Source organism: Streptomyces sp. CA189 (genome assembly GCF_056428985.1).
Genome location: NZ_JBWJVM010000001.1, coordinates 120,720 through 146,033, shown reverse-complemented (window position 1 = coordinate 146,033; position 25,314 = coordinate 120,720). Strand labels below are relative to the sequence as shown.

Below are 25,314 nucleotides of genomic sequence, written 5' to 3'. Positions count from 1 at the left end.
GGGCGGCGCCCTCCTTCCGGATGGGTTAGCCGACGCTGTGCAGGCGCGCGAAGGTGGCCCATACGCCCGTGGCCGCGCCTGTACGGCGGGCCTGTAGCTGGATGGTGATCAGCTCGCCGTGAAGGAAGTTCGGGACTAGGTACGTGCCGTCGATTCCGTCGCCGGTAGCGACCGCGACGTCGTTGATGAGCAGGCGCAGTTCGCCGCCGGCGCCGACGGTTGCCTTATGCGCGTAGATCCGCACCTTGGCGTGCTCGGTCTCGATGAACGCCTCTTGCAGCGTCTCCCACGAGGTCGATTCGGTCTTGGGCCAGCGGCCGGCCTGGGCGTCGTGCCAGGGCTGTGCGAGGTGGGGGCGGTGAAGTCCGCCGTTCTCGATGTCCTCAACGAGAAGGATGTTGCCCTTGGCGTCATGGATTCGCAGTACCTGCGGGTTGGTCGCGTCCTGGCCGTTCCAAATGCTGATGGCGATGGAATCGTCGCGCCGGCGGATGATCGTCCCGAACTCGGTGGCGTCGTCGTAGTAGGCGGGGATGTCGCCGACCTTGAAGTGCTCGACTCCTCCCTCGGCGCGTACGAGGAGCTGTCCGCCCTCGCCGATCACTACGTCGCCGGACAGAACCTGATTGAGCGCGGGCCGGATTTGGGCCCGGCCGGCGAGCTGCTTCACCTGCCGTTCAAGCGAGGCGATGCGGTCGAGTACGTCCTGCGGGATGTGCGGCATTACGGAACCTCCAAGTAGAGCCGCGCGGTCTCGGGCCGACCGCGCTCGGGCGGGTTGATGGACATGCCGACCACGCGGTACCGGGCGTCAAGGGGGGTGGGGTGCCACAGGTCGCGGATGCGGACGCGGACGGTCGCGCCGATCAGGGCGGGCGTGATGTCACCGCCGAGCAGGACCGTGATTTCCGGGATCGTGACGGGGGCCAGGGCGGCGCGGTGGTCGGCCTGGGCGTGTGCGTCGAGGGTGGCCTGACGCGAGACGGTCGAGTAGTCGCTGTAGCCGTCGAGGCGGGGCCACCCCGCGTCGAGGTCGGCCGTGGAGATCAACAGGGGGGAGGTGAGGGGGAACGACTCGGCGGCCTGGTTGCGGTTGATGCTGGCGCCCCGGGACTGCCATGCGTTGGCCTTGCGGGTGGCGTCGGTGGGCCAGGTGTAGGAGAGGACCGGGCCGGGGTGGTCGAGCACCATGTCGGCCGAGCCGGTGCGGATGATCGGAGAGCCGAACTGCATGCGCTTGATGCGGCGGCCGTCGGTGTCGCGGTAGGACGCGATGCGCCACTCGAAGCCCTTGTCGATGGCGGCGAGATCGTCGATCAGCTCGCCGATGCTGGGCAGGTCGTAGCGCAGATACGTGCGGTCCCGGATGACCTCGGACAGGGTCGTGTCGTAGGTGAGGCCGATGTCGCCGCCCGGCATGTCGGCCGCGTAGTCGACCAGCTGCCTGACGATGTCGAACTGGTCGACGTCGTCGGCGATTTGCGTGTCGTAGATCAGGCGCCGGTATAGGTAGGACTCCCACCCGCCGGCCTGGATCTGCGCGCCCAGGAATCCGCGGGCGTCGCTGGCGAGGGACAGGGTCCAGACGATGCCGCCCCACCAGATGTCGCGTCCGCGCTCGACCCAAACGGCGGTTCGGCCGGGGAGGATCGCCCGGCGCGCGCGTCCGGCGAGCTCGGTGTTCGGGATTGGGACAGTGCCGGTGAGACGGCCGGTCTTGCCGATGTAGTCGTCGAGGCTGACGCCGTGCACGGGCAGGACGTCGATCAGCTCGTCGGAGCGCAGGTCACAGAAGAGAAGTCGGTACGGGGTCACAGCACGAAGCAGCCGGATACCCGAATGTCGCGGCCGGCCTGGATGGTGCCGGCGGCCGACCAGGTGCGAAGGGTGATCAGGCCGGAGGTGTTCAGGTAGGCGGCGCCGTCGGCGAAACCATCCGACGCCATGAGTTCCATGTCGTAGGCGGGCCGCCACCCGATGGGCAGGGTCACGAGCGGGAGATCGGTGATGTTTCCGCCCGCAGGCGAGGTGATCGTCGAACCGGTCCGCTGAACGACCACGGTGAACGACTGCACGCCCCCTATGCGGCGGGCGTGAAAGCTGGTGAGCGAGTGGCCGGTCGCCGCGACGGCCCCGGCAGTGGTCACCGTGGGCGACTCAACCGGGGGCCGGTAGGTCTGCCATGCGCCGGCCGTGGTGCTCCAGCGCTCCAGCGCGGTGCCGTTGTCGCGGTACTGACCCTCGTACGAGCCGGAGAAGCTCAGGCCGGAGCCGCGGGGAAGGATTCCGCCGGCCGCCGCGGTGTAGCGGCGGCGGTCGCCGAGCGCTGCGCCCCACCCAATTCCGCCCGCGCCCGCACTGGTGCCCGCGGGGACCGTGACGTCCCACAGCCGCAAGGCGGCGGCCGGGAGGGTCGGCGGGGTCGGACTGGCGGTCGCGGCGCCCTGGACGATCTCGATGCGGGCCGCGTTGGGGCCGCTGTCGAACAGGGTGTCGGAGACGCGGATGACTACGGAGTCGATCCGGGCGAACTGGGCTGCCCCGTCGGCGACCGTAAGGGTCACGGGGGCATCGTTGGCGACGGGATATGCCCCCTGCGCGTCGGTCCCTTGAACGAAGGCGCGGCCGGGGCCGATCTGTACGGACATGGCGCCGGCCCCGGTGGCGCCGAACGGGTTGCCTCCGGCGAGGACGCCGTCGCGGGCCCGCATTTCGGCCTCGTGGATCAGGGGCGAGGTGGGGGTGAGGCGGGTGTCTTCCCGCGTCTGCCCGGTGGGCAGCAGCCATGCGGAACGCACGCTCATGGGTGGGGCTCTCCTTACCAGTAGGCCGGGCGGTAGCGCACGGTTGCGGTGGCGGTGGGTTCGCTTTCGGGGCCCGCGCGGAAGACGAGGTTCGTGACGCCGGGGGCGAGGGCGAACGTCTGCTCGGGCACGCTGCGCTTGGTCGCGGTGTAGAGCCGCGAGGCAGCCCCGTTGAGCAGGACGGTTCCGGCGCGGGTGTCCACGGTGAGGACGTCACCCACAGCAAGCGGAATGTCGTACTCCAGTGCGTCGCCGGTGCTGATGTTGGTCAGGGCCGGGGTCGTAACTGGGCCGCGGAACTCGACAACGGGATGCGACTCCGCGTCGCCCGCGTTCACCGCGACCAGCGCGCCGGAACTCCCCGGAGTGCCGAAGTTGAGCGGCCACCCGAGCGGCCACGAAAGACCCGGTTCGGACGTCGGGAGAGTCGCCGCGACGACCTGCTCGACGACCCCGTATCGGCGGGGGTCCGACGCAGTCCATTCGACCGCGCCGCCGACGATCGTCCCCAGCCGATAGCCGGGGCCGGCCGGAACGCTGCGCCGCACCGCGCGGGCGTAGACGAGCAGCGGCCCACGGTCGTCGAGCCACGCCACGAGGGGGAGCTCATCCACCCGCGGGACGGTGCCCGCGTTCAGGGCCCCAACCACCGCGCCGATCCGGTCCCGGGGGGCCCGGACGATCAAACCGTCGAGGCCGATCGTCCGGGACTGCGCCAGGAGCAGCCCGGGGTACGCGCCGTGCGCATCGCTGCGCGCCACCGACCCGGAGTCGAGGGCGGGAAGCTCCTCCCATCCCGAGATGGAGCGCCACCGGTAGGGGGTGCCGGAGCCGAGCAGGAGATCGCCGTACTGCACCTGCCCGGGGCGGGTGATCCGATCGCCGGGAGCCACGATTACCCCCGCGCCTTTGCGGCCCACGCGAGCGCGCGGGCGTTGTCGTCGGGGGTGCCGTTCTCGGCTGCATGCCAGTGCTCGACGTGCACCATGGGCCCGCCGGCCCCGCCACCGGAGGCAAAGGGGTTGCCGAACGCGCCGCCGTCCGCGCCCCCGAAGGCTGCGGAGAAGGCAGGCACGTCGGGCGGGGTGACGAGGTTGCGCATGGTGCGATCGACCGCGCCGGCCCCGCCCTCGATGCCCTTGACCAGACCGGCGGGAATCCACCGGCCGACGTCGCGGGCCATGACCTTTGAGGGCGAGGCGATGCCCAACGCTCTTGCGATGGGCCCCGGGATCAGGTTCTTGGCCCAGCTGGTCAACGTGGACTTGAGCCAGGAGCCCATGCCCTGAATGCCGGTCCACAGGCCGCGCACGACGTCGCGGCCCTTGTCGACCAGCAGGCCGCCGAGGTCGCCGATAGCGTCGGCGATCCGGCCCGGCAGGCCGCGCATCCACTCGACCGCCTCGCCGGCCTTGCTCACGATGCCGTCGCGGAAGTTCCGCAGGGCCTCGACCGCGCGCTCGCGCATGCGTCCCGCGAACGGGGCGAGGGCGTCGGCGGCACGGCCGGGCAGGCTCGTGATCCACTCGATGGCCGCGGAGATGCCGGCGCCCACCCATTCGGCGATTTTGGTCGTGATCTTTTCGATCAGCTCGCCGGCCGCCTGTACGGCGCCCTTGGCGAGCTCCCATGCCTTTCCGAAGTCCCCTTGAAGCAGGGCGACGATGGCGCCGATGATCGGAATGACCACCTGCTCGATCACGGCGGCGAGGCCGTTCGCGAACATCGCGGCGAGCTTGCCGACCAGCTCAATCAAGGGCGTGATCAACGGCATCAGGGCCGTGATGGCACCGATCAGCAGTTGCCCGATCGCCGGCAGGAGCGGCGCGAGGGCAACGAGGATCTTGCCGAACGCTGCGCCAACCGTCGCGAGCGACGGGGCAAGCGCAAGGATCAGATCCGCGAGGATCGGCAGAATCGTTTCTGCGAGTTCCCCGATGACCGCGGCGAACGGGGTGATCAGGCCCGGCAGCTGGGCGAGGATCGGCGCCAGCGCGCCCGCAAGGGCCTCAACCAGGATGCCGACGGTCGGCCCCAGCTGAACGAGGACGTCGCCGACCGCCTTGAGCAGCGGCGTGACGGCGGGCAGAACCGACGCGACGAGCTTGCCGATGACCGGCAGGATCGGCGCGACGGCGTCAATCAGGACCCCGAACGCGTCCGCGGCGGCGGCGAGGACAGGGCCGAGCGCGTCGACGATCGGCGCGAGGCCGTCGCCGAGGGCGGTCATGAGCCGCGCGAGCGGCGGGCCCAGGGAGGCCAGCGCGGGGGCGAGGCTGTCGAGCAGGGTCTGAATGAGCGGCGCGAGCGCCCCCATAAGGGCGGACAGCACCGGCCCGCCGGCCGCCGCGAGGGTGCCGATGAACCCACCCAATGCGGGCAGGATGACGGACAGGCCTTCGAAAAGGCCGGTCAGTCCCTCGGCAGCGCCGGCGGCGCCCGTGCTCAGGCCGTCGAACAAGCCGCTCAGGCCGTCGCCGAGCAGGCCGAAGCCACCGGACAGGGCCTCGACGACAGGCTGTGCGGCCTGAACGACGTTGACCAGGCCGGGCAGCAGGTTCTGTACGAGCGACCCGATGCCGCCCACGAGGGGCTGCACCATGGGCGCGACGCCGGCGAAGAGCTCGCCAAGCCGCGGCCCGATCGCCTTGACCGTGCCCTCGATCTGTCCGGCCGCCGCTACGAACGGCTTGACCAGGGGCTGAGCGGCTTTCTGGACGGTGGCTTTGGCCGACTCGGCCATGTCCGTGAAAGCCGACTTGACCTGTTCGTTCTCGGCGAGAACCTTCGCGCCCAGGCCGATGATCGCCAGGGGGACCGCGGCGATGCCGCCGGCCGCAACCAGGGCGGAACCGGCGAGCAGCTTCGTACTCGTCGCGGCGGCGCCGAGCAGCGGGCCGATACCGGACAGTCCGCGGCCCGCTTCCTCCGCTCCTCCCCCGATGCCCTCGCCGAGGGCGCCGCCCATCTCCGCACCAGCGGCGATGAACCGGCCGCGCATGTCGCGTAGCCGGCCGTCGGTGTCCCGCTGGAACCGTTCGAGCGCGGCCTGGGACCGGTCGATTCCGGCCTGGGCGCCGGAGTCGTCGAGGTCGATGAAGCCCGTGAGCTCGCCGATGGTAAGTGCCAAGGGAAAACACCCCCTTGGCCCCGTGTAGGGCGGCTCGCTATGAAGTTGTCAGGACTTGGACCCGCTGCTCTGCCTCGGGCGGGCGCGGGATGCTACATGCGGAAACACCCGGTCATGCGTCCAGAGGTCGGGTTTCTTTCCCCTAACGGCATGAACTTTTGCTGATCTCACGGGGGTTGGAGCAGGCGTGCGGATACTCTTATCGGGCTGGACCTCGCAACCACCCATGAACGTCTCGACCGCATGGTCGTGACCTCCCAGTAATGGGAGTTCTTGAGTTGGGAGGTTCGGTATGGGGAAGCGCAGGCGTAAGCGTCGACAGCGTCGAGACCCGGGGTCCCGTTGGGTGCCCTTGAGTATCGGCGTCAGGCTGTTCGGCGTGCTGATAGCGCTTGCGGCCCTGGTGGAGAGGATTGTGGCCTAGCGCGAGCGGGCCACGACTGGTGGTTCGGCCGAGGGATGACTCGCTAAGCGGGTCTGACCTACACCAATTCGGCCAGACCCACCCAGCCTTACCCACTGCTGCATGACTGGCCCCCGGTTGGCCCCGGGGGTTCAGTCGTCCACAGCGGGAAGTGCCCACCATGTGAAAGCAGCAAAAGCTTACAGCGAGGGGACTGGCCGCGCTTGTGTTCCGGTCAAATCACGTTCTGTGATTGTTCTCCTGGCCTGCGGAAATGGGGAGACTGTCCCTCATACGGGGGGCTCGTCGCTCTCCATGTCGTGACCGATCACTCTCTCTGCTGTAACAAAGGTGAGCGCAGCGATCTCGTCCGGGTCGGTCACCATGCGAGGCGTGTTCCGCCATGCAGCTGCGAAGCGGGATTCTGACGGGAAGCCTGCGAGGAGCACGAGGAACCGGCGCGTGGACATGCGCGCCAACTCTTCGGGTTTGATGCCGTATTCGCGGGCGAGGTCTGCCTCGACGGCGCCCCAGTGTGTCAGTACCGCCTGCCAGAACTCCGCGGCTTCCCCTTGCCTTTGCCCTTCCCCTTGGGTCGGGCCTGGGCCGGCCGCGGTGCCGCTTTTCCCGCGGTGGCCTTCGTGGCCTCGCGCTCGTCGTAGAGCTCGGCGGCGCGCTCCATGGACACGGTGCCGGCCTCGGCGGTCTGGGCGGTTGCCCACAGGAGGACGATGCCGAGTCGGCGGTCGTCCATGCCGGATTCGGTCCAGTGGTCGACCGCATTCGGGCCAAACAGGCTGCCGAGCAGGCGCCGGATGTCATCGGGCCGGGCCGAGTGCTGCACGCGCTGTAGCTGGAGCGTGAACAGGGTGGGCAGGCTCGACGGGAGGACGTAGGTGCGCCCGTACAGGCGCAGCGGTACGCCCTGCTTGGCGGGCTCGGCCTGCTCGGCGAAGAACGCGTCAAAGTCGGCGACCTCGACCTCGACCTCGGGCGCTTCGTCGTGAAGGGGTTCGGTCACGGCGTCACCGCCAACGTGGTCGGGGCGCCGCACCGCGTGAACGTCGCAGACCATGAGGTCTTGGCGTTGGTCTCGCCGCCACGCTCGCCGGGCGTGACGGTGCACTCCCATACGGTCCACTGTGGCTGGGACACGTGCCGGTATCGCATCCGGCCGCGGGAGTCCTCGCCGAACTGGTAGGTCCACGTCTTGTCGATGTAGTCCTGTCCGGGGTCGCGGGTGCCGGCGGTCGCGGCGTACTGGCCGCTGACCTCGATCGTTGACCCGCGCTGCATGATGTCCTGCTCGTAATAGCCGTCAGAGTCGAAATCCGTGGTGTCCGCGGTCTCTTCGTTCTCGCCCGGATTCTCGCTCCAGGACTGCAAGTTGGCGAGGCGGATGAAGGTGTTGGGCGTGGCGCCCTCGACCTCGAACTCCCAGCCTCGCGCGTCGATGGGTCGACCCATGTGGGGGCCTCCTATTCGGTGCGGTGGGTGGTGGGGGCCGACACGTCGAGGTCGAAGTTGACGACGTGCTCGTGTCGGCCGGTTGCGTCGGGGCCCATGGGCGCGGGGGTGCCGCGGGCGGCCGAGAGGATGAGCCACGTGCCGTCGGCGAGCTCGGTGCCGGCGAGGCCGTGAAGCTCGCTGTAGATGGCCCAGGCGCGGGCGCGCGAGACGCGCGGGTCCGGCCCGCCACGTACGCGGACTTGCAGGCGGGGGCGGTCGTAGGCGTTACGGGTATCAGGCGCCTCGCCGTCGTACAGCCACAGAGCGACCGCGGCGTCGGGGGTGGGCGGCATGTTCTCGATGAACAGGTCGCCGGCCGTGCCGGCCGGGTCGTAGGTGGCGTGTCCGGTGGCGGTGAGCAGGCGTGCGATCCCGTCGAGGGGATCAGCCACGCAGTGACCTGCGCAGCTGGGCGGCGATGATCGCGGCGACCGTGTCGGCCTCCTCGGTGAGGGGGCGTTCGAGGTACTTCGCGGTGCGGCCCGCGTCGTGCCGGTAGTTGAGCTCCTCGTGTTGCCTGATCGCGTACGGGGTGTCGTAGGCGATGGCGGCCGTGAGGGACGACTCGTCGACGGTGGCGGTACCGGAGCGTTCGAGGGTGGCCTCTTCGATTGGGACGCGCTTGCGGGACTCGGCGAGGACGTGCTCGGCGGCGAGGCGTAGGCCGCGGATGGCGCCGGCCCGGGTGCCGCGCATGGCGGCGGCCCCATTCCAGTTCAGGCGGGTGCGCTGGGTCATTCGGCACTCACCTCCGTGGACTGCGGTACGGGTAGGCCCGGCGCGGTGTGGCGGGCAACGGCGAGGGCCCGGGTGGTACGGCCGTCGGGGAGGGTGATGCGGGACTCGGCCGGACAGTCGAGGTCGGGTTCGCCGTAGATCTGAGCGGTGCTGGTGACCTCGCGTCCCTCGCGGTCGCGGACGGTCCGGATGACCTCGGCGACCAGTGCGGGCACGTCGGTAATCGGCGGTCCGTACGAGGGTCCGTACGCGGTCTCGCCGCGGTAGGGCTCGACCGTGATCCGGTGCGGCATGAGCCAGCGGGGGGCGTTCACCCGATCACCCCCGGCAGGAGTCCGGCGCGCGTGAGGGCGCGGGTGGCGCGGGGGGCGAGGTCGACGTCGCCGGCGACGTGCGGTCCGTCCTTGCGGCCGGACAGGGACACGGGGCCGAGTGAGACGCTGTCCCATTTCGCGGCGGCGCCGGTGCCGTCGTCTCCGGTCGCCTGCTGGTACTCGACCTGCGCGCATACGGCGTCGGCGAGGGCGGCCACGATGTTCGGGTCGGTGGGCATGTCGGCCGCATCGGTGTTGTAGACGGCGGTGAGTAGGGCGTCGTCGACGTCCTCGCTCGCGCGGGCGAGCAGGCGGTCGGCGCCGGCCGGGGCCGGCTGGCCGGTCCACGCGGTCAGCTGCTCGGGGGTGGCGTAGACACGGCCCACGGGTCACCCCCCGTCCTTGGCCTTAGACGACGAACGCCCCGCGGGCTTGGCCTGCGGGGCGTCTGGCGGGGTGTCTGGCTCGGGGTCGGGCGGGGGCGGCGCGGTGTCCGACTCGGGGTCGGCTTCCTCGGCCTCGTGGTAGCGGCGTAGCAGCATCGGCAGGTTTCTCCCGGATCAGGTGGCGGCGAGGGTGCCGACGCACACGCCCTTGTCGTCGAGGCGCTTCGTGGCGTAGTGGACGTTCGTGGTGATGACGTTGGTCCGCTTGAGAATGTCCCGGTCGGTCTCGACGATGGGGCGTCGCTTGTAGAGCGCGCCCAGGGCGTTCCGCTTGATGATCAGGAACTTGCCGGCGGCGATCCGGTTCGTGATGAAGATCGGCAGGCCGGCGATGGCGCCCACCATGCCCGTGCGAACGATGGTCTCGGTGCCCAGCTTCGACGCGTCGATGAACTGCGGGTCGAGGGATGCCTCGACGTGCTGCGCAGAGTTCAGGAAAAGGCCGGCGAACTCGCTCGGCTCCCACTCGTCGCCGAACTTGGCGAGGGCGGGAACGATCGCGTCGGCCCACGTGAACTTGGTCTTACCGGCGGCGGTGGTGAAGCTGTACGGGGTGCCGCCACCCTGCGCGGTCTCGTCGGCCTGCGCCTGGGCGATCAGGGCGGCGTCGACCTTGCGGGCGGCGAGAATGCCGAACTGGCGCTGTGCCTCGTCGCGCGGGTCCCCAAGGCCGGTGAGTAGGGCCTTGTCGGTGATCTCGACGGCCTTGCCAGCCTCCTTGATGGTGGCCTTGCTGGCGCGCTGCCCCATCACGGTCGTGCCCATGGCGACGCCCTCGGTGAGGTCGTCGAGGTCGGTGAGGGTGTCCCACTTCGGGAACGACACGGTGTCGCCCGGCTGCCCGGCGAGGGTGTCGTCGGTGAGGACGGCGCCAGAGTTCAGGACGCGCACGGCTCCGGTGAACTGGGCCTGTGCGAGGTCGGCCCAGACTTCCGGGACGATCAGATTTGCTGCGGTGGTTGCGGGCACGTGGGCCCTCCTTTACGTGGTGCCGGCGAGTCGCCGGTAGGTGTCGGGGTCGCTCTGGTGCAGCTCGACGCGCTGGCCGTAGCTCATGGCCGCGAACGCTGCGGGGGTGACGCCCTGCGGCTGGTGCGTGAACTCGGCGCCCCCGCGCGTCGGCCCGGCCGGCGGCTGGGCGGCGAGCTTGGTGTTCGCGGCGACGGCGGCCTCGACCGCGGCCCGCACGGCGGCGGTGTCGCTCGGGTCGAGGCCGGCGAGGGAAGCGGCGAACTGGCGGGAGTCGAGCAGGGCGTCGGGGTCGCCGCCGGCCTCGCGCGCGGTGCGGTATACGGCGAGTTCGACGGCGGTCTGTCGGGCCTGCGCCTGCGCGGTGGTGAGCTGCTGGGTGAGCTCCTCCGGGGTGGCCTGCTGTCCGGCCTTGCTGGGGTCGAGGATTCCGAGGAGCTGCGCGGTGAGCTCGGCGCGCGCGTTGTCGGCGGCCTGCTGCTTGGCGGTCACCCGTCCCTTGCCGGCCTCGGCCCGCGCGGCGGCGAGGTCGGATTCGAGCCGGGCGATCGTGGCGGCGCTGTCCTCACCGGCCGGGGCCGGCGGGTCCGCCGGCGAGGTCGGCGGCGCGGTGTTCGGGTCCTGCCCGGGAACGGCGCTCGGATCGCCCTGCTGGCCGGTCGGATTGCCGGGGGTGGGGGTGCTCATGGGGTCGCCCTCCTGGGGCTGGTGGGCCCGCTCCTGGCGGGCGTGCGGGCATGCGAAAGGGGGCCCGCACCTGGCGGGCCCCCGAGGGCTGAACGTGATCTGAGCGGTGGCTAACTGGCAGGTTCCGTTGGCGCGGCTTGCTGCCTCGCCTTGTACTTCGCAAGCTTGCGGCCGAGGTCGTCGGCGAGCACGTCGACTGCCCAGTAAATGTCCTGGCCCACACCCGTGGCGAAGATTTCGCCATCAGGGAGCTTGACCAACGCTTGCGCCCTTTTCTGCGTTTCCGTGTTATCCAAAGTCACCTCAACCGTGGTGAAATGGCCATATTTCGCTTCGAATCGCCCCAGCTTGCTCAGGACATATTCGCGTAGAGGTTCGGTCACCTCGACGCCCCGTCCTTGCACGTTCACCTGCATGGTCGTCTCCCTGGCTACTCGTTAGATGCTGGTCAGCCTAGGGATGAGGCAGCAAGGTAATGCGAAGGGACACCGAGTTGGCTCATTCGAGTGCATGAGGGCACTCGCGGACAGCTACTCGGCGGCAGACTGCGGGGCCTCACGGCGGGCGGTGGCGTAGCCCTTGATCCATGCGGTTCGGAGCGTGGACGTGCGCGGGTACGGGCAGACGGTTGGGGCCTGGCCGGTCCGGCCGGCCTCGGCGCCTTCGGTGACTGCCCGAACGATGTCCTCGCGTGTGCCCATGTCGCCCCCTTACCGCTTGTGCTGCTGCTCGGATTCATTGTGGCGGGCGCCCTCGGCCCAACGCTGGCGTTGGCCGGTGGCCTGCTCGATGAACTCGGCCTGTGTCAGGCGGCCGTGTTTCGCCCACCACTCCTTGAGCTCGTCGGACGCTCGCGCGTAGGCGATGCGCGCGGGCCCGCGGAACAGGGATTCGGGGCTAATGCCCTGGGTTTCGTGGCGCTTGCTGAGCAGGTAGCCGCGGCAGTCCTCTTCGGCCTGTAGCCACTGCCGGTAGACGTATTCGTCGTAGAGCTCGCGGGCCTCGCGTCGGGTGATCCGCGGGCCCTCGTCGTGTTCCTCCTCGTCCGTCGGCGCAGTGTCCTCGGCCTGGTCGTCGCCGGCCGCTACGGCGGTGGCGAGGTCGTCGGCGTACTGGCCCCATCCGTCCGGATCGGGGGCCGGGGCGAGTGCGGTCGCGAGGGCGTTGCGGTCGGCGAGCAGGTCGTCGACGGCGTTGCCGGTGGCGGCCGGCTCGGGCAGGTCGACGGCGTCGCGGCGGTCCATCTCCGCGGCGATCCGGGCGAGCTCGTCGGTGCCGGCGTACTGCATGCACCATGCGAGCTCATCGTCGGATACGTCGGCGAGGTCGCCGAGCAGGTTGCCGCCAGGGAACAGGCGGGCGAGCAGGTCGCGGCGTGCGGCCTCGGCGGCCAGCATCGCGAGCGTGTCCTCGTCGGCGCCGCGGGCGCGGGCGGCGAGGTCATGGTCGGACAGGCCGACCAGTTCGGCCCGCACCCCCGGTAGCCGGGTGGCGAGGTCGCGCCGGTCCGTCTCCGACATGACGCGCAGTGCGTCGCTGTCGTCGAGGTGGGGGAAGGCGCGGGCGAGCTCGTCGTCGCTGAACGCGAGCAGGTCATCGGCGAGCTGTCCGCCGGGGCGTATCCGGGCGAGCAGGTCGTCGAGGTCGCGGCGATCGGCCTCGGTCTCGATACGGGCGCGGTCGCGCTCGTCGAGGGCTCCGGAGCGCATTGCGGCGGCGAGCTGCTGGTCGCTCATCGCGCGCGGGGTCTGTTCGTCACCGGATCGGATGCGGGCAGCCTCGACGAACTCGCCTGCGGGCGCGGGCTGCGGGGTGGGCAGGTTGGACGCTCCCGGCTGCTCGCGGTGGCGTAGGCGTCTGAGGTCGGGGTGCGCGGCGAGGTGGTCGCGCATGGCGCCTTGCCACTGGCGCACCTTGGCGCCGGCGGCCTTCTTCGCCTCGGGGGTGACGGCGGCGGCCTCGCGGCGGCGGTGCTTGCGGATGTTCCGCTCAATCTCGCGCTGTCGCTGTCCGGCGCGGTACCCGTCCGGATCGGCGACGGCCTGCTCGGTGCGCGTGAGGCCCGGGGTGAATGCGCTCACGCTGTGGCGGCAGTTGGGGTGTTGGAATCCGGCGAGGCGGGCCTCGTCGAGGGTGCCGGCGACCTTGACGGGGATCATGCGGTCGTCGTCAAAGGCGTGCTCGACCTCGACGGTGCGCTCGCCGGTTGGCCCGGTGAGGGCCAAAATGCGGCCCTCCCATCGCCGGCAGAGTGGGCACTCGCGCGGGGCGTCGCTGACGATGACCAGCTCGATACCGGCCTCGGACAGGGTCCGCATGTGGGCTTCGGTCGCGGCCCGTCCAACGGATGTCCGGACGGCCATTTCCGCATAGCTGGTGAGCTGCCAGCGGCGGCCGGCCTTGTCGGTGAACGTGCGAATGCCCTCGTCGGCAAAGCGGCGCATCGCGTCTTGGGTGGCCTGACGTCGGGTGCCGGTGCCGAGTAGGGGCGTGGCGGTGACCTCGGCGACGATCGCCCGGAACCGGTCGACAACGGCCCGGAGAATCGAGCGGTGCGTCGAGGTAACGACGTCGACGGTTTCCTGTGCGAGGCGGTCGACGGCCTGCGCGTTGGGGATCACGTCGTCGGCCAGACGGCGCGCCCCGTCGGACAGGGCGCCCAACTCGGCGACGGCGGCGCGGTGTCCGGTGTTGTAGGACTCGGCGACCACGTCGAACACTTCAAGGGTGACGGCCTGGCCCAACTCGTCGACGACTGCCTGTGAGGCGCGGCGCATGGCCTGAATGGCGGCGAGCTTGCGTTCGGCCCAACCGGGGGCGTCGAGGTCGGCGGCGAGCTGGCGGGCGATGATCTGCAAGAGGCGCTGCTCGGCCTGCTCGTACAGGTCGCGGGTGCCGGCGGCGAGGTCTTCGACCATGCCGGGATGAATCGCCACAATCCACCCGCCTTTTCATCTGATGGCGGGCAGTGCTGTCAAGCGGAATGGAAATTAACTCACCCATATTGGGCTGCGCCCTTGCGGGCGGCCGGTACGGTACACCGCCACTCCCCGGCCGCAGAAGACCTGAATGGAATATGCCAGCCCATGGAGTGAATGCCCCCCTTGCCGGGGCTGGGGTGGACGCATGCTGTTGAGCGTTAACCCGACGTACAGAGAGTGATCAAATGGCCTCCGAATTCATGACGTTCAAGATCCGGCGCGCCGGTGTATCCCTGGGCACGGTGACGGCGCTTGGCGCGGGAACGGCAATCGCAATGGGCGGGGTAACTGAACCCGTACAGGTCGCTGGTGTCGTGATCGTCAGCGTGGCTGCGCTCGTCCGCGACGTCGCAATCGCCTACCTGCAATGTGGGCGACCGGGCGGGGGCGGTAGCGCTGGACCACCCACGTTCACCACTGTCTGACGCCTATCCCGCAAGCGGAAAGCTTCCGACGGGATCGGGTACGGCGGCGCCGGTCTCGGCGAGGATCGCCAGACACTCGGCCTCGACCTGGGTGTCGTCCCAATCCGGGTGCAGGATCTTGACCTTGGTGCCGGTGCTGACTGCTCCGGCGCGGGCGAGCAGGTCGAGCGTGGTCGCGGTTGCCTGCTCTGATTCGGCGACGCCGTCGGTGAACTCCACACGGGGCCTGCTCGGTGTGATGCGCTGACCGAACAGGATGGCGTCGAGCTGCAACATGACGTGCATCATGTCCGCGATGCCGTGCCGCCAGTAGCCGGCCTTCTTCTTCCGGGTGACCATGCTCCGCTGAATACGGCTGTCGACCTCGGTCGCGGTGACGGGCTGCCCGTCGCCGTCGAGGCCGAACGATGCGGGCGAGTAGCCGGCGGCCTGCGCGGCCTGTCGGGTGATCGCCTCGGCCGATCGGGCATGCTCCTCGACGCGGATGTCGAACTGGGCGAGCGTGATCGCTGCACCCTCGTTCGGCGGCATCTTCAAGGAGTGCCAAATTTCGCGGTCCTCGTCGAACGATGCGCCGGCCCCGGGACCCTCGTTGCGTAGGTACCCGTCCGGGACGATCAGCCGGCCGCGGGCGAGGCGGATGTCGCGCATCCACGATGTCCACACCATGTCGAGGTTGTCGAACATGTCGTGGATCGGGGCGGCATAGTCGCTGCGCCCGATCGGCGAGGAGCGGTGCAGCCGGTTGGGAAGCATGTTCGGGATGTAGGCGGCGGTGAGTTCGCGTATGCCCGTGCTGATCGTCTGCCCGTCGCCGTCGGCGTCGAGGGAGTCGGCAAGGTCGGCGGTGTCGGGGTGCTCGGTAAGAGGGACGGCGCGGCCGATGGTGTCGCCGGTCCCCTGGTAGAGCGCGTGGATGATGCGACCGGTCTCGTGACGCTCGATGTGCCGCCACACGGTCGACTCGTTCGAACCGTCGAGCTCTCGCCAGAAGTTAACGGCGCGCAGCAAGCCGAACCGGAACTCGGGGAGTGCGGCGTCGGGCTGCATCACGGACAGGATCGGCCGGTCGACAATGTCGCGATCCCACGTCACTCGCAGGAACACCCCGGACAGGGCGGCGGCCTGCTCGGCGGCGCCGAGCAGCGTGCTTTGCGCGCGGCCCTCGTCGAGCAGCTGCTCAAGTCGGCCTTGCGTCGCTGTGTCCTCGACGGTGATCGACGGCATGTCGGCGAACAACAGGTCGGCGCTGGTCGCGGCAATGTCGCCCGGCAGGGGGACGTGTAGCCGGTGGTCGCGGCGGCCGGCGCGGTGCTCGGCGGACCGTCGCCCCCACAACCGGCGGCGCTCCTCGGGCTGCGGGTGGTGGCTGTAGATCCGGGCGAGACGCGACCGGTCGCCGGTGTACCACGCATCGTCGAGGCGCATTGAGGCGTAGTGCGCGGCCCATGCCGGGGGCGGCCATGCGGCGCCGTTTTCAGGCAGTGCCACGGGAAGCCTCCTTACGCGGTGAGGGTGAGCAGGTGCCGCCACTCGTGGGCGGTCGAGTGGATGACGTAGCGCAAGGCGTCGCAGCTGTGATCGTTCTTCTTGACGGGCTTGTCTTCGCCGCGGTCGGCTGCGGCCTCGTCCCACACGTAGCCCGGTAGCTCGTCGAGCAGTCCCTCGCAGGAGCGGTGTATGCGGAGCAGGCCGGCGCCGAGCAGGTTCGAGACGCTGCGGATTCCGTCCACCACTTCGTTCGAGGCGCGGGCTACACCCTCGTAGGAGTCGGCCCACAGCTGCGTGATGAAGCTGGCCGCGCTCGGGTCGATGAACGTCCACTCGGGCGCGACGGCGAGGTCGCTGATCCACTTGCGCAGGGCGGCTGAGTATTGGGCGTCGGTCATCTGCCTGCGTGCGGTGCGGGAGTCGTGGCGCCACTCCGCGCATGCGTACAGGCGGCCGTCGACGCCCTCGCCGAGCAGGATCGCCGACGTCGCGTTTACGGTGCCGTAGTCGAGGCCGACCCAATGCCGGCGCATCTCGGGTAGCTCGTCGACGACGTGCTCGTCTTCGTCCCAGCTGTCGTAAACGGCTCCCTCGGCCTGTACCCAAAGGCCCAGCACGTTCCGTTTGTAGAACAGGCCGGTGTGCGTGGCCTTGATCCGGGCCTTGTACTCGTCGTCGAGTCCGGGGTTGTCGTCCAGCTGGAAATGCCACGCCCTGAGTCGGGCCTCGCGGGGCCTGAGCAGGTAGTCGCGGCGTAGCCAGTGCGCGGGGTTGTCGGGGTTGGTCGTCCCGAAAATCTTCGATCCGGGGACGGAGCATCGGGCGGTGAGCTGATCAAAGAAGCTCTTGGGAAGGGTGGTGGCCTCGTCCACGTACGCGCCGGCGCACGTGAGTCCCCTGACCTTCGGCTCGGCCTGGGCGTCGTTGGCGCCGAGAGCGTGCACGGTGCGGCCCATGACGGTCGCGGTGGGGGCGCCGCTGGTATAGCGAACATCCTGCGCGACCTCGCCGAACACGTCGGGGTTCATGAGCGGCCCGAACACGTTGCGGGCGAGGCTGTCGCGGGTGCGCCCGACCATGACCAGTTCCCCGCCCGTGGGCGGATCGGCGACGTACGCCAGCCAACGGAGCAGGCTGGCGATCGTCTTGCCGCTCCGGACGGAGCCTTCCCACATGTTCAGGAACGCGTCGGCCTCGACGATGCTGTCGATCTGCTTCGTGGACAGGGCGAGGTCACTCGGCATCGGCGTCGGCCTCGCTGGCATGGCGCTCGGCGTAGTTCCGGGCGAGTCCGTCCATGAGTCGGCCGATGACCGAACGGGACTGTTCGCCGGCCTCGTCGCGCGGCGGTGCGAGCTTGAGCGACCGGTCGAGGGCGGCGCCGGCGGTCGCCATCATCGTGCGGCGGTCCGCGGGGGTCGGCTCCGCCTGCCACTTTTCGGCGTAGGTGTGGTCCTTCCCGCCCCACTCGAAATACAGGTGGCGCTCGGCCATTCGGGCGAGCTCGCGCTCGGCAATGTCGTGCAACCTGATCGCGAGGTCAGCGCGGCGTGCGGCGAGGTCGGCGCGGCGTACCTGGGTGGCGACGGCGACCTCGACGGCGCGGTCGAACGTGAGCGGGGGGTCGAGGTTCGCGGCGATCTTGGAAACGGTGGAGGGGGAACGGTTGATGGTGCGGGCGATCTCGTTGCGGGCCTTGCCCTCGGAGTGCAGCCGACGGACCGCGGCGCGGTCCTTGTCGGTGATGGGGCGGGCCATGGGCTCACCTCCTGCACAGCAGCGGGCCCGCCGGCGAGGGTGGGCACGCAAAAGCGCCCCGCCGGGGGGATGGCGGGGCGCTGATGTGGAGTGACAGTTTCCGGGCATGCCGGGGTCGCCTCGAACTCTAGGTCACGAAAAGGTCACGACGCAAGCGGCATTGTGGGACGCTCGCGCGGCGCCCGCTGCGACCGGTCGCACGGCGCGGCCGGCGGCATCGTGTTGCCGTCATACGCACTGGTCACGGCCTCGGGGACGTCGGACAGCGGTGTGCGCATCCCAATCACCCGTGGGGCAACGCCCTCGGGCAATACGCCTTTGTCCCACAGGTCGCGGTACCCATGGGCGAGGAATGTGACGGCGAGGCGCACCGCATCCGACGCGTTCATGCCGGTGAGGGTGAGGGTCGCGAGGGCGTCGTCGAGGGCCTGATCGCGGCGTACGGACAGGGTCCGCGGTCGGGGCTCGGTAGGCTTGATGGTGGCCATGGCGGGGGTTGCTCCCGTTCGTGGTTAGTCGGGCCCGTCGGGAAGGTGGAAGCTCCCCCGGGCCCGCATCTATGTGCAGGGCGGATTAGTCGTCGATGGGCGGGAACTCGCCCTCGTGGGGCTGGTGGGTTGCCTTGCCTCGGGCCTCGTAGATGTCGTACTCGTCGCCGGTGCGCCACACGCACACGCGCGCGCCGCGGCGAGCGAGGGTGTTGTCGAGGTGCTCGTCAAGAACCTGCACAGCAAGGTCGGCGGCGGTCTCGGTCGTGTCGACAGTGTCGGAATCGACCTCTACCCACTCGTAGTCCATCCGGGGAAGCCACATGGCGCGGTACAAGGTCCATCGGGCTTTCCACGGGTAGTCCCGGATCACCTGATAGGCATGCCGGCTGCTGCATGCGAGTTCACGGGCGATCTGCGGGGCGGACATCCCATCCACGTGGGCGTCAACGATCACGGTCGGCAACGCTCGTTCCGCGGCCTTGGTAACGCGGCGGACAAGGCCGGCGTCGGCCAAGCTAAGCGAACTGCCGAACTGTTCGGCGAGGCGGTCACGCTCCTCGTAGGACTGTGCCTTTGCGTACATCTCGGCGAACTTGGCGAGGCCGTAGGCGGCTTCCCGTGTGAGAACGCGGTCCCGCCTGGCGGCCTCGTTGTACTCGGCGATGACGGCGAGCATCTTGTCGCGCAGGATGTCGGCCCGGGATTCGTCGCTCATGGTGTGCTGCTCCTGATGGTGATCGGGGCCCGCCCCGCACGCGCGGGGCGGGCAACGGGGTTCTACTCGGGCCGGTGGGCGAACACGCACTGGGACGACTTGAGCATCTTCTCGACCTTCCAACCGCGACGGCCCAACCGGTCGGCGAGGCAGTCCAGCGCGGGCCCGTGCCACGGGGTGTCGCGGCGGATGACCTTCCCTTCCTCAAGCCAGTAGACGGCGACGCGTCGGCCCTCGCGGGGGTCGATCAGGTAGCCGCGCACGGTGTACTCCTCCTCGGTCGGGTCGGTTACGTCGTGGTGGTCGGTCATGCGGGCAACGGCGAGGCCGGACAGGGCCTCGCGGGCGGCAATCACGTTCGGGTGGGTGGTGTCGCGGGGGGCGCTGCCCTCGGCTGTGCCGGCGTGCTCGACGATGACGCCCTCGATGACACGGCGGGCGACGGCCTGCTCGGGAGTCCCGTAGCGGGCGCGCTCGGCGGCCTTGCGGGCGTCCATCTCGGCGCGGTAGACGACACGGTCGGCGGCGGCCTTGGCGACGTGGCGGGCGAGGGCGGTGGGCTCGAACCGTACGCGGGCGCGGACCGGGCCGGTCACCTCCTCGACGGGGGCGGTGCTGGAGAACAGGGCGCCCTGTTCGGCCGGCTTCTCGACGTCGAACAGGGCGAGGGTGGCGGGCTGCTCGCCGATCCATTCGCCCCGCCACGTGCCCGCGTCGGCCTCGGCCTCGGTGACCAGTGCGGCGGCGTACAGGGCCTCGGCTTCCTCGACGGTGTCGACCTTGGCGCCGGCCTCCTCGGCGTACTCGACGGCATCGGCGGCGCGGGCGCTGGCGCCGAAGGCCTCGGCCTGCTCTCGCTCGGCGAGGGTGGCCTCGACGATCTCGGCGAGCTCGACCGCGGCGGCGGCAAGGGGCGAGGCGGCGGCGAGCGACAGGGCGTAGGCGCGGTGCTCGGCGGCCTTGATGCACGGGGTGCACAGCTCGCGGCCCTTGTTGAGTAGGGCGAGCAGGTCGGAACCGGTGACGTACTCGGTGACCTCTCGGCCGCAAAGGGTGTCGTCGTTCCGCGGTGAGAAGTGGATGCGGCGACCGGTCCCAACGGTGGCGTACGTGACGTGGGCGCGCTCGGCAAGGCTCGGGCCCTCGACGGCGCGGTCGGCGGCGACCTGCTCGGCGGCGACGCGGTCGGCCTGCTCGGCTTTGGTGCAGGCCTTGCAAACGCGCTGCGCGATCGGGGTGTTCGGGTCGTGCTGGAGTTCGCGCCCGCAGTAGCTCGTGTGGGTACCGGGCTTGGCGTAGTGGCCGGTGGTTCCGTAGCCGTGCGCGTAGGTGTCCATGGGGGTTGCTCCCTTGGGTGGATGTTCCGGGGTGGAAGCCCGGGGGTGCCAGGGTGGAAGCCCGACGAGACTGAACATAGCGTGAGTGAAGTCACTTCGCAAGAGCTGCGAAGTGACTTCACAGGCTTGTGGGCGTGCGGCTGCCTGCGGGTAGGCAGGGGTTGCTGCGAGGCGCTGCATGGCGGCACCGCACTTGTTCGAAGTGGTGCAATTCCGGGCATTGGAGGATGATTGGGCTATCACCTCTTCTTTGGGCGACCAAAGGAGGCAACGCCCCTTGTCGTGGGCTGCCGCGGTCCAAGTCCGGTTTGTTGGCTCGGTCTTGGGTGGTGTGCAATGGAACCAACGCAATCAGGTGACGAACCGGGTCAGAGACCTGCAAGCCGGAAAATTCTCCGGTTTGGCCGCAGTTTGGCGATTAGGGCCCTGATCCAAATACTCATCGAATGGTGTCGGGAGTCTCTGTTCTGACTCGTAACCCGGGCGAACCGCGCTAGCCACGTGGGACGCCCATTGCGTTGAGTGTGCCCGCTCCGCCTTCCCTCACCGTTTCGCTTCAAGTGCTTCCCACAGCGCTACCAAGTCGGCGCCCCGCCACACACGCCTGTCCCGGTCGAGTGGCGCCGGGGCCAGGCACGTACCGACGGTCGAGCAGGTCACGGAGGGTTCGCCGCCGGCCTGTGTTTGGGCGGTGAGCTCGCCGGCGCATGACGGGCAGGGCTCGGCGAGGACGATGGTGCGTCCGTCGCGACCGAGGGCGCGCTCGACGGTCTGCCTGGCGTGGCGGGCGACGGCGGCGGCCTGGTCGAGCACGCGCGCGGGCACGGGGGTGAACAGGTCGCCGTCGGTGTCCTCGCCGAGTAGGCGGCCGGCAATCCAGAGCGCTGCCCAGTGAAGCCCGTATGTACGGCTGCCGTGGGCGCGGGAGTCTGCGGGGCCGGCGTCGCGGTGGCTGGGGCAGTGCCAGCGTGCGGGGTCGGCGGCGTCGTCCTCGTCGCGTACGAAGCGGCCGTGTGCGTCGCGGCCGGTACGTACGGGCCGCTGTGCGTAGGCGGCGAGCTGGTCGGCGAGGTCGAACAGGTCACGCTCGACGTCGAGCGCGGCGTCGAGGGCGGTGAGGTTGACGGGGGCGGGGTGCTCGCGCAGCGTCAGCGGCACGCGGCCGATGGTCGGCTCGTCGAGCTGTTCCTCGTTGGCGAGGTGTCCGTCGACGTAGGCGCGGGAGTCGCGGGGCGGCCACTCGGCGGCCGGCGGCCGGCTGATGGCGGCGAGCAGGTCACCCCACTGCTCGCGCACGGCGGCGAGGTCGGCCGCGGCGCGGTGGCCGGTCTGCGCGACGGCGGGGTCGAGGGTGGTGGTCACGTGCTGCTCCTGGCGCTCAGTGGTGGGACGGGGTGCGGTGCTGGTCGAGGCAGGCCTCGGCGGCCTCGGCGCGCTGCTCGGCCTCGACGATGGCCTCGTGTGCGGCGTCGAGCTGCGCCTGTACCCGCTGTAGGGCTCCCTGTTGTCCGCCGGCGCTGGCGCGGGTCTGGTCGGCGAGGGCGAGCTCGGCCTCGACGTGTTGGCGCAGCTGGGTTGCCTCGGGGGCGGACAGGCGGCCGTGTTCGGCGCGGGCGAGCAGGATGCGGATGGATGCGCGGCGCGCGGTGCGCAGCTGGTCGCGCTCCTGGCGGGCGCGGCTACGGGTCATGGGGTGATCTCCCGGGTGTGGTCGGTGTGTGCCGAGCAGGTGGCGCGGTCGCATCCGGTGCGGGCGAGGTGCAACAGGGCGCGGTCGGCGCGGGCACGGCGGCCGGTGAGGGGTTCCGGCCCGTGGGTGCATGCGAGGACGGCAAGGGGTACTGCTGCGGCGGCGATCAGGGCGGCGGCGGTAAGGGCGGCGCTCACTGCGGTGCCTGCTCGTCGAGGTGGTCGGCCTGCTGGTCGAGTTGGCGGCGGATGAGCTCCATGCCGGTGCGCAGTGCCCGGACGCTGCGGCCGGTGGGTGCGGCGAGGCGGTGCTCGTCGGTGTGCCGGCGGGCGGCGGCGGCGAGCTCGCGGGTGTGGGCGGCGAGCAGGGTGTAGGCGACGGCGAGGGCTGCCTCGGGGGTGAGGGGGCGCTCGTCGAGCAGGTGGTCGCGTACGGCGACAAGGGCGGGCGAGGGGGCGCTCGCGTGGAAGGTGAGCGAGGCGCGCGCGTCGGCGACGGCCGGTTCGACGGCGGTGAGGGTGCTGGTCATGGGGTGTGCCTCCTGGGCAGTGTCGAGGGGGTGCTCGCGCGCGCGGCGGGGGCCGCGACCGGACGCGCGGCCCGGTCGCGGCAGGGGGTTAGAACGGGGGCTCGCCGTTGAATCCGTTGGGCTGGGTCCACTGGTCGGCCTGGGTCTGGCCGTAGCCGTATGCGCTGCTCTGGGCCGACTGCTGGGTGTTCTGGGCGGCGCCGGCCTTGGTGACCGTGACGGTCGCGCGCAGGAGCGAGGGGGCGACCTCCTCGGCCTGGATTTCGTAGCTGCTGCGCTTCGTGCCGTCGGCGGCCTCGTACTGGCGCTGGGTGAGCGTGCCAACGACGATCACGCGCGTGCCGCGGGCGATGGACTCGGCTACGTGTTCGGCCTGCTGGCGCCAAACGGCGACGGACAGGAACAGGGGCTCGCCGTCGGTCCACTGGTTCGCCTGCTTGTCGAACTTCCGCGGGGTGCTTGCGATGCGGAAGTTGGCGACGGCGGCGCCGGCCGGGGTGAACCTGAGCTCGGGGTCGGCAACGACGTTCCCGATGACGGTGATGGTGGTCTCGCCAGACATGGCTATGCAGCCCTTTCGAGGGTGGGGAGGGTGGGGCGGATTCGAGCGATGGGGGCAAGCTGCGCGGCGCGCTTGGCGGCGCGGTCGGCACGGGAGTGGGCGGCCTTGCAGGCGCGGCACTTCCGCGTGTTGTTCGGCGCCCGGTAGGTGTTGGCGTCGTCGTACGGGTGGCCTGCGGGGCAGTGCGTGACGGCGGCCCGCCGGGCGACGTGGTTCGAGCTGCGGAGGATGTTCACGCGGTGGGTCACGGCGTCGAGGTGGGTGACGCGGACGCACTCACGGCGGCGGCACAGGTGGTCAAGTTCGAGGCCGGCCGGTATGGGACCGAGGGCCTGCTCGTATGCGAACCGATGCGCCTTGACGGTGCGGCCGGCGGCCCAAAAGGTCCCGTATCCGGCTTCGTTGGCGCTTCCGTCCCACAGGTGGCAGGGGCCGAGGACTCCGCGGATGAGCGGCAGGGGGCCGGCGGTGTTCACCTTGACGGCGAATCGCTGGGCGGGCGTCTTCCTGTCCATCGGGGAGGTACCTCCTGCGGGATGTAGGTCGAACCGAATGTCGTTCCATGGATGAACTATGTCCATCCATGGATGGAAGATAGCGGACGGGGGGCGGCGCTGGCCTTTGCGTTTCCGCCCCCTGCTCGCTACGCGGCCGACTGCGCGTACTGGTACGCGACCGCGGCGTCGAGGCGCGTGGGATGAGCCGTTGCACGCTCGACGCGCTTGCGCCCGCCCTGTCGGCACGGCGTGCCGGCACGGGCCCGACACGTCTCGTACGGGCACGCAACGTCGAGCGGGTCGGGCAGTCCCTCAGCGGCACGGCGTTCGCGGTCAGCTCGGCGCGGCCGGTAGTCGGTGAGGGCCGCGGCGACGGTGCGCGGCATGTAGTCGCCGAGGGCGGCGAGGCGGGCCGCGGCGAACTCGTTGCGCTCGTCGCGGGTGCTGCCTCCGACCAGTTCGCGGAAAACAGCGGGTGCGGCCTGCCCGGTGGCGATGGCGTGGCGGGTGTCGGCAAGGGCGGCGCGGTAGGCGGCGTGGTCGTCCGGGTCGACGGACGGCACGGGGTCCGTGTGCCGGCCCAACACGTCGGCCTTGAACGTGTGCCAGGGGCGCGACACGTCGCTCGGCTGGATTCGGTAGGGGCTGGTCGCGATGTGGTGGTGCACCACGTGCCCAGCGTGCCAGTTGCGGCCGTCGGGGTGCGGGGCGGTCGGGGGGACGTCGGCGAGCAGGTCGAACCACTGGTCGAGGCGTTCGTCGGCGTCGGCCTGGGTCTCGGGGGCGAGGCGGGGGTCGAGCTTGACGGCGTAGGCGAGCAGGGCGGCGACTTCTTCGAGCTTCACTGGGCGGACTCCTTCGGGGTGAGGGCCGCGGCGAACATGTCGGCGGCCCGGGCCACGCGGCCGGGGCGGGCGGCGTCGAGGGCAATCACGTCGGCTCCGGGCGAGGTCGGGGCGCCGGTCGCGACGGGCGGAAGCGCGGTCCAGCCGGGCAGGAAGTACCGGACGGAGCGCGGGCGGGAACGGGCGCGGCGCCATTGTTCGCGGGCGTGGTCGACCAGCGCGGGGACGGCGGTCCGGGCGACGATCGCCTCAAGTCGGAACCACTCGGCCGTTTCGAGGGACCACTCGACGACGATGCCGGCGGCGGTGAGCTCGTCGCGGAGCGGAACGAGGTTGCGGGGTACGGCGGGGGTCGAGTCGTAGCTAGCTAGCTGTACCTCCGTAGGAGGTACAGGGGGACGGGACGGGTCGGGACGGGGGGACCGTGACGCATCGAGGCCGTCACGCTGTGACGCATGGGGCTGACCTGCAATGTCGTCCGGAAACTCGATCTGATTCGCAGACGATTCGAGATTTTCACGCGCCGGATCGTCGTCAATTCGCGACCGATTCCTCGCCGAATCGAGCGGATTACGCTCCTGGTTCCGCTGCTCGGCGGCCTTGTCTCGGGCCCGCTTTTGGCGGTCCGCGGCCTGGGCGCGGTCATCCTCGACCTTGGCGCGCGAGGGGTTGTACGTGAGGTAGTCGTGCATCACGTAGTCGCCCGTAGGCGGCTGCGGGCAACGGGTGCAGCTGTGGCCGTGCTCGTGCCACAGACCGGCACCGATCAGCTTCCGGGCCTGCGGTGCGGTGCCGTACAGCTGGGCGACAACGCCCGGAACGGTGCCTTCGGTGAGGTGCTGGGCCGCGTAGGCGCCGGCGCGCATCCATAGGCCGATGGCGGCGTTTCCGGCTCGCAGCATCTTGGGGTGCGCGTGCGCGGTGTCGTCGATTTTGAACCAGGGCACGGGGGGCTCTGCTCCTTACGGGGTGGGGCGTCCGGGGCGAGGGGCG

General features: G+C 70.4%; 31 protein-coding genes. 1 reads left to right on the top strand and 30 read right to left on the bottom strand.

Translation table 11 applies throughout. The features are described 5' to 3' along the window. Window positions 1-25: 25 nt before the first annotated feature. The 16 genes from AC061S_RS00695 to AC061S_RS00620 all read right to left on the bottom strand — a co-directional run bounded on the left by AC061S_RS00695 (window position 26) and on the right by AC061S_RS00620 (window position 13,936). Window positions 26-724: a hypothetical protein gene (locus AC061S_RS00695; RefSeq protein ID WP_478683807.1), complete on the bottom strand. Its 699-nt coding sequence runs from the start codon at window positions 722-724 to the stop codon at window positions 26-28. Further along, entirely contained in the window at window positions 724-1,815 is a 1,092-nt protein-coding gene (locus AC061S_RS00690) for a hypothetical protein (protein ID WP_478683806.1), read from the bottom strand. The genes AC061S_RS00695 and AC061S_RS00690 overlap by 1 nt, the downstream gene beginning before the upstream one ends. Next, window positions 1,812-2,804, bottom strand: coding sequence for a hypothetical protein (locus AC061S_RS00685; protein ID WP_478683805.1), 993 nt, complete (start codon window positions 2,802-2,804; stop codon window positions 1,812-1,814). Before AC061S_RS00685 ends, AC061S_RS00690 begins: the two co-directional genes overlap by 4 nt. A 14-nt stretch (window positions 2,805-2,818) precedes the next feature. After that, window positions 2,819-3,697, bottom strand: coding sequence for a phage distal tail protein (locus AC061S_RS00680; RefSeq protein WP_478683804.1), 879 nt, complete (start codon window positions 3,695-3,697; stop codon window positions 2,819-2,821). Between the two features lie 2 nt (window positions 3,698-3,699). Further along, entirely contained in the window at window positions 3,700-5,934 is a 2,235-nt protein-coding gene (locus AC061S_RS00675; RefSeq protein ID WP_478683803.1) for a phage tail protein, read from the bottom strand. Between the two features lie 941 nt (window positions 5,935-6,875). After that, the gene (locus tag AC061S_RS00670; RefSeq protein ID WP_478683802.1) at window positions 6,876-7,358 is read right to left on the bottom strand and encodes a hypothetical protein; all 483 of its coding nucleotides are present in this window, start codon (window positions 7,356-7,358) and stop codon (window positions 6,876-6,878) included. Continuing rightward, entirely contained in the window at window positions 7,355-7,804 is a 450-nt protein-coding gene (locus AC061S_RS00665) for a phage tail tube protein (protein WP_478683801.1), read from the bottom strand. The genes AC061S_RS00670 and AC061S_RS00665 overlap by 4 nt, the downstream gene beginning before the upstream one ends. Before the next feature lie 11 nt (window positions 7,805-7,815). Continuing rightward, entirely contained in the window at window positions 7,816-8,238 is a 423-nt protein-coding gene (locus tag AC061S_RS00660) for a minor capsid protein (protein ID WP_478683800.1), read from the bottom strand. Continuing rightward, a complete protein-coding gene (locus AC061S_RS00655; RefSeq protein WP_478683799.1) occupies window positions 8,231-8,584 on the bottom strand; it encodes a hypothetical protein in 354 nt (117 codons plus the stop codon). The genes AC061S_RS00660 and AC061S_RS00655 overlap by 8 nt, the downstream gene beginning before the upstream one ends. Next, a complete protein-coding gene (locus AC061S_RS00650; protein WP_478683798.1) occupies window positions 8,581-8,898 on the bottom strand; it encodes a hypothetical protein in 318 nt (105 codons plus the stop codon). The genes AC061S_RS00655 and AC061S_RS00650 overlap by 4 nt, the downstream gene beginning before the upstream one ends. Next, window positions 8,895-9,284, bottom strand: a complete 390-nt coding sequence (locus tag AC061S_RS00645; RefSeq protein WP_478683797.1) for a hypothetical protein — start codon at window positions 9,282-9,284, stop codon at window positions 8,895-8,897. The genes AC061S_RS00650 and AC061S_RS00645 overlap by 4 nt, the downstream gene beginning before the upstream one ends. 174 nt (window positions 9,285-9,458) lie before the next feature. Next, window positions 9,459-10,313, bottom strand: a complete 855-nt coding sequence (locus AC061S_RS00640) for a phage major capsid protein (protein ID WP_478683796.1) — start codon at window positions 10,311-10,313, stop codon at window positions 9,459-9,461. A 12-nt stretch (window positions 10,314-10,325) separates the two neighbouring features. Further along, window positions 10,326-11,000 (bottom strand): hypothetical protein, encoded by a 675-nt coding sequence (locus tag AC061S_RS00635; protein WP_478683795.1) that lies wholly within the window; start codon window positions 10,998-11,000, stop codon window positions 10,326-10,328. A 110-nt stretch (window positions 11,001-11,110) separates the two neighbouring features. Further along, a complete protein-coding gene (gene hpf / locus AC061S_RS00630) occupies window positions 11,111-11,416 on the bottom strand; it encodes a ribosome hibernation-promoting factor, HPF/YfiA family (RefSeq protein ID WP_478683794.1) in 306 nt (101 codons plus the stop codon). Between the two features lie 114 nt (window positions 11,417-11,530). Next, window positions 11,531-11,701: an Rmf/CrpP fold protein gene (locus tag AC061S_RS00625; RefSeq protein WP_478683793.1), complete on the bottom strand. Its 171-nt coding sequence runs from the start codon at window positions 11,699-11,701 to the stop codon at window positions 11,531-11,533. 9 nt (window positions 11,702-11,710) lie between these two features. Next, entirely contained in the window at window positions 11,711-13,936 is a 2,226-nt protein-coding gene (locus tag AC061S_RS00620; protein ID WP_478683792.1) for a phage minor capsid protein, read from the bottom strand. 230 nt (window positions 13,937-14,166) lie between these two features. Here AC061S_RS00620 and AC061S_RS00615 point away from each other — a divergent pair, with 230 nt between their 5' ends. After that, complete coding sequence (locus tag AC061S_RS00615; protein ID WP_478683791.1) at window positions 14,167-14,406, top strand: hypothetical protein; 240 nt, start codon at window positions 14,167-14,169, stop codon at window positions 14,404-14,406. Between the two features lie 3 nt (window positions 14,407-14,409). On the opposite strand, the gene AC061S_RS00610 is transcribed toward AC061S_RS00615, so the two are convergent. The 14 genes from AC061S_RS00610 to AC061S_RS00545 form a co-directional block, all read right to left on the bottom strand. Next, window positions 14,410-15,897 carry a phage portal protein gene (locus tag AC061S_RS00610; protein ID WP_478683790.1) on the bottom strand — a complete coding sequence of 496 codons (1,488 nt, stop codon included), beginning with the start codon at window positions 15,895-15,897 and terminating at the stop codon, window positions 14,410-14,412. An 11-nt stretch (window positions 15,898-15,908) separates the two neighbouring features. Next, complete coding sequence (locus AC061S_RS00605; RefSeq protein ID WP_478684078.1) at window positions 15,909-17,141, bottom strand: PBSX family phage terminase large subunit; 1,233 nt, start codon at window positions 17,139-17,141, stop codon at window positions 15,909-15,911. Next, window positions 17,131-17,655, bottom strand: coding sequence for a helix-turn-helix domain-containing protein (locus AC061S_RS00600; protein WP_478683789.1), 525 nt, complete (start codon window positions 17,653-17,655; stop codon window positions 17,131-17,133). Before AC061S_RS00600 ends, AC061S_RS00605 begins: the two co-directional genes overlap by 11 nt. Before the next feature lie 143 nt (window positions 17,656-17,798). Continuing rightward, the gene (locus AC061S_RS00595) at window positions 17,799-18,143 is read right to left on the bottom strand and encodes a hypothetical protein (protein WP_478683788.1); all 345 of its coding nucleotides are present in this window, start codon (window positions 18,141-18,143) and stop codon (window positions 17,799-17,801) included. Window positions 18,144-18,228: 85 nt separating this feature from the next. Beyond that, window positions 18,229-18,861, bottom strand: a complete 633-nt coding sequence (locus AC061S_RS00590; protein ID WP_478683787.1) for a hypothetical protein — start codon at window positions 18,859-18,861, stop codon at window positions 18,229-18,231. Window positions 18,862-18,923: 62 nt separating this feature from the next. Then, window positions 18,924-20,198 carry a hypothetical protein gene (locus AC061S_RS00585; protein ID WP_478683786.1) on the bottom strand — a complete coding sequence of 425 codons (1,275 nt, stop codon included), beginning with the start codon at window positions 20,196-20,198 and terminating at the stop codon, window positions 18,924-18,926. Between the two features lie 543 nt (window positions 20,199-20,741). Then, the gene (locus AC061S_RS00580; RefSeq protein WP_478683785.1) at window positions 20,742-21,560 is read right to left on the bottom strand and encodes a hypothetical protein; all 819 of its coding nucleotides are present in this window, start codon (window positions 21,558-21,560) and stop codon (window positions 20,742-20,744) included. A gap of 16 nt (window positions 21,561-21,576) precedes the next feature. Then, the gene (locus tag AC061S_RS00575) at window positions 21,577-21,888 is read right to left on the bottom strand and encodes a hypothetical protein (protein ID WP_478683784.1); all 312 of its coding nucleotides are present in this window, start codon (window positions 21,886-21,888) and stop codon (window positions 21,577-21,579) included. Continuing rightward, the gene (locus tag AC061S_RS00570; protein WP_478683783.1) at window positions 21,885-22,085 is read right to left on the bottom strand and encodes a hypothetical protein; all 201 of its coding nucleotides are present in this window, start codon (window positions 22,083-22,085) and stop codon (window positions 21,885-21,887) included. The genes AC061S_RS00575 and AC061S_RS00570 overlap by 4 nt, the downstream gene beginning before the upstream one ends. Further along, window positions 22,082-22,417 carry a hypothetical protein gene (locus AC061S_RS00565; protein ID WP_478683782.1) on the bottom strand — a complete coding sequence of 112 codons (336 nt, stop codon included), beginning with the start codon at window positions 22,415-22,417 and terminating at the stop codon, window positions 22,082-22,084. Before AC061S_RS00565 ends, AC061S_RS00570 begins: the two co-directional genes overlap by 4 nt. A gap of 88 nt (window positions 22,418-22,505) precedes the next feature. Continuing rightward, window positions 22,506-22,979 carry a single-stranded DNA-binding protein gene (locus AC061S_RS00560; protein WP_478683781.1) on the bottom strand — a complete coding sequence of 158 codons (474 nt, stop codon included), beginning with the start codon at window positions 22,977-22,979 and terminating at the stop codon, window positions 22,506-22,508. Window positions 22,980-22,981: 2 nt separating this feature from the next. Further along, window positions 22,982-23,494, bottom strand: coding sequence for an HNH endonuclease signature motif containing protein (locus AC061S_RS00555; protein WP_478683780.1), 513 nt, complete (start codon window positions 23,492-23,494; stop codon window positions 22,982-22,984). A 128-nt stretch (window positions 23,495-23,622) separates the two neighbouring features. Next, a complete protein-coding gene (locus tag AC061S_RS00550) occupies window positions 23,623-24,321 on the bottom strand; it encodes a zinc finger domain-containing protein (RefSeq protein WP_478683779.1) in 699 nt (232 codons plus the stop codon). Beyond that, window positions 24,318-25,268, bottom strand: coding sequence for a mucin-2 (locus AC061S_RS00545; protein WP_478683778.1), 951 nt, complete (start codon window positions 25,266-25,268; stop codon window positions 24,318-24,320). Before AC061S_RS00545 ends, AC061S_RS00550 begins: the two co-directional genes overlap by 4 nt. Window positions 25,269-25,314 lie beyond the last annotated feature (46 nt).